This is a genomic window from Pseudoalteromonas sp. Z1A6, from assembly GCF_011378745.1.
Classification (GTDB): Bacteria; Pseudomonadota; Gammaproteobacteria; order Enterobacterales; family Alteromonadaceae; genus Pseudoalteromonas; species Pseudoalteromonas arctica.
The window spans coordinates 1-3291 of sequence record NZ_WTKW01000415.1; the positions used below are offsets into that span (position 1 = coordinate 1).

General features: G+C 37.2%; 1 protein-coding gene. It reads right to left on the bottom strand.

Going from position 1 to position 3291, the window contains the following annotated elements:
- Window positions 1–27: 27 nt before the first annotated feature.
- Window positions 28–3042 (bottom strand): EAL domain-containing protein, encoded by a 3015-nt coding sequence (locus GQR46_RS17930; protein WP_021032079.1) that lies wholly within the window; start codon window positions 3040–3042, stop codon window positions 28–30.
- Window positions 3043–3291: the final 249 nt, after the last annotated feature.

Sequence of the window (3291 nt, forward strand, 5' to 3'; positions counted from 1 at the left end):
ATTGCGGGTGGTTAACCCGCAATTTTATTAACTACTTACTTCGCTATTTGAGAGTTCATTTAACCTTTCATACAATTTTGGTAGTTCGTGCTCAGCAATTGGTTTACTAAAATAATAGCCTTGTACAATGAAGCAATTATTATTTTGTAAAAACTGCATCTGCTCTATTGTCTCAACCCCTTCTGCGACCACGTCTAGCTTTAACTTTTGCGCCATGGCAATAATAGCGGCAGTAATTTCCATATCATTTGTATCCTCAGGGATATCTTTTACAAATGAACGGTCAATTTTCAATATATCAACCGGGAATCGTTTTAAGTAACTGAGTGACGAATAGCCAGTACCAAAATCATCAATAGAAATAGATATACCTAAGGCTTTAAGCTCGTGGAGTTGTGTAATTGCAGCTTCTACATTTCCCATTAGCATACTTTCAGTCAGCTCTAAGTGAAGGCGCTTAGCCGAAACACCCGTCCTAATTATCATTTTACTCAGTGTTGAGACTAAGCTTGAGTCTTTGAACTGGCGAGCCGATAAGTTTATCGATATATTATTTTCTAAGCCTTGCTTTGTTAATCTTACGGCAAAATCACAAGACTCTTGAAGCACCCATTCGCCTAATTCAACTATAAGGCCTGTCGCTTCTGCAATAGGAATAAATTTATCTGGAGGGATTGCGCCTTCAGTTGGGTGGAACCATCTTAATAACGCTTCATAGCCAATGACCTGATGAGTACGACTATCAACTTGAGGTTGGTAGTAAACTACAAACTGTTTTTCTTTTAGTCCTATACGTAGCTCATTTTCAATAAATAAACGCTCATTAGCAGCTGCGTTCAATTCTTGGCTATAAAAATGGAATGTATTACGCCCTTTTGCTTTTGCCTCATACATTGCTAAGTCAGCATGTTTTAATAACTGATCCTCTTCTAGGCTATCGTACGGAGCCATTGTAATACCAATACTCGCGCTCACAATAACTTCATTACTACCTAGTTTTATAGGCACATTCAGTGTTTTTTGAATTGTATTGGCAACATCAGTCGCGTGAGCTTGGCTTTCTATACCACTGAGTAATACTGCAAATTCATCACCACCTAAGCGCGCTATGGTGTCCTCGGCTCGTAAACGTTTTTTAAGTCTGTTTGCCACTTCAATTAATAATTGATCGCCGGCATCGTGACCTAATGTATCGTTAATACGTTTAAATTCGTCTAAATCAAAGTAAAACAATGCAAATGCATAGTGCCCGCGTTCTGCTAATGCCATTGACTTACGTAATTGCATTCTAAAAAACGTTCTGTTGGCAAGGCCCGTAAGGGTATCAAAGTAAGCAAGCTGCTCCATTTTACGCTGGCTTTCTTTTACAAACGAAATGTCTTGTGCAGATGCTACATAGCTGGTTATTTCACCGCCCTCTTCACGAATTGGCGAAACACTTAAAGATACCCAAATTGGCTCTTTATTCAAGCCTTGAATTAATGTATCACCGCGCCAGTAATTACGGCTGCGTAAATCTATGTCTATATCTTCAACTAAAATAGACATTTCTGAGGCAATAATATTAAGTAATGGTGCTCTATTAAAATGACTTTCTGGGTAGCCGGTCATTTCGAGCATTTTTGGATTTACGTATTCAATTACAAAATTCTCATCGGTGATCACAACCCCAGTGCCAGAGAATGCTACCGCTTTAGATAAACGGTTAGCTGCTTTTTCAGCAATTTCTTTTTCTGTGATTCTCTGGTTTAAGCCATCGATAAGTTTGCGAATTTCTACCGTCATGTCTCTAAATGAGCCATTAAGCGTGCCAATTTCGTCTTTGTTTTCTGGTGGGAATTCTGTAGTTAATTGACCTTTGCCAAAACTTGTAACTGCATAAACCAAAGTATGTAAACGGCGAAGGACTAGTTGATAAAGCGCTTGATGCAGCAATAAGGCAACTAATATTGCGTATAAAATAAAGAGACCAAAAAACTTCAGTTTTAAATCTTGTAATGCAGATAACGTAGATGAACGCTTTTTATATACCCCTATGTACCAATCTAAGTCATCAATCTTACGAATATTGATAATATGAGCTTCGTCATTTTTTTCAAACGAATTTGCGTATTCAGGTAACTTCACCGCAATTACATCGTCAATAATCGACTGCAGCGCTGGGTTTACAAATTCATTAGTAGCGAGTGCTTTATTATCACTACCATAGTCGGCTAGTAAGGTCGGATTTAGATCTGGGTGTGCTAACAATTGCCCTTTACTATCAAACACAAGTAGGTGTTTTTCTTTATCACCAACAGGTAAAAACGAAATAAGTTTGTTGAGGGAAATATCGCTCCCCGTCACACCTAAAAACTCATTATCGACATAAACTGGCACTAGTAAGCTAATAACCCATTTGCGCCATACTGTATCGTAATAGACTTTTGACCATGCAGGCTCTCTTACTGTTTCAAGCGTGCTTTTAATCGATTTATAGGTTGAGCCATTCGTTGCTCTAAAGTCGGCAGGTGCGTTTAATGCCCAATTTGGAGGAGAAACACGAATAAAATCATCATCTGTTATTAGATAAAAGTTAAAAAAGTCGTGTACCAGTGTAGGAGAAATTATACGCCACAGCATCTCAGAATCATTAAATAGGCGTTTATAAAAAGGAGAGTAATTTTGCTGTGGTAAAAATGCTGCTGATAAACCATCAGCCGAGGCACTGCGAATCGTACCGTCACTATTAAATTGTAACTGTGATTTATTGCTTAAATTAATTGGTGAATTGGGTTGAAAAAGTTGTTGTGTTACTACGTTATTAGCTTGTTGAGCAATATTTACTTTTGTTTTAATGCGCTCATTAAATTGCTTCACTAATAAGTCTGTCGAGCTTTTTAAAACTTCGTGTTCTTCAAAAACGAGTTGTTTCTCTTCAGATTTAAGCATTAAGGCAGCCGCACATACCCCAGCTATTAAGCAAATAGCGGATATGAGTAGCGATAGTTTTACACTTAAAGAATTCAATCCAAAACGCGATGGAGGGCGTCTGTAAACCACGGGTCAACCTTAATTATTAATAATTGTTATTATTTGAACCAGTTAACGAAATATACCAGATCCGCATTCATATTTATAAATTATTTGTAAACTTTCTATAAAAACTAATATAGGGAAATAAATAGTACTCTAAGCTTATTTAGATCTTTATTGACATTGGTAGCAACTCTCCATACATTAACTGCATGAACATATTTATCTCTCGCACTTTTTTTTCGTTTTTTAGCTTCTTTATATAGAAGAGGCTTC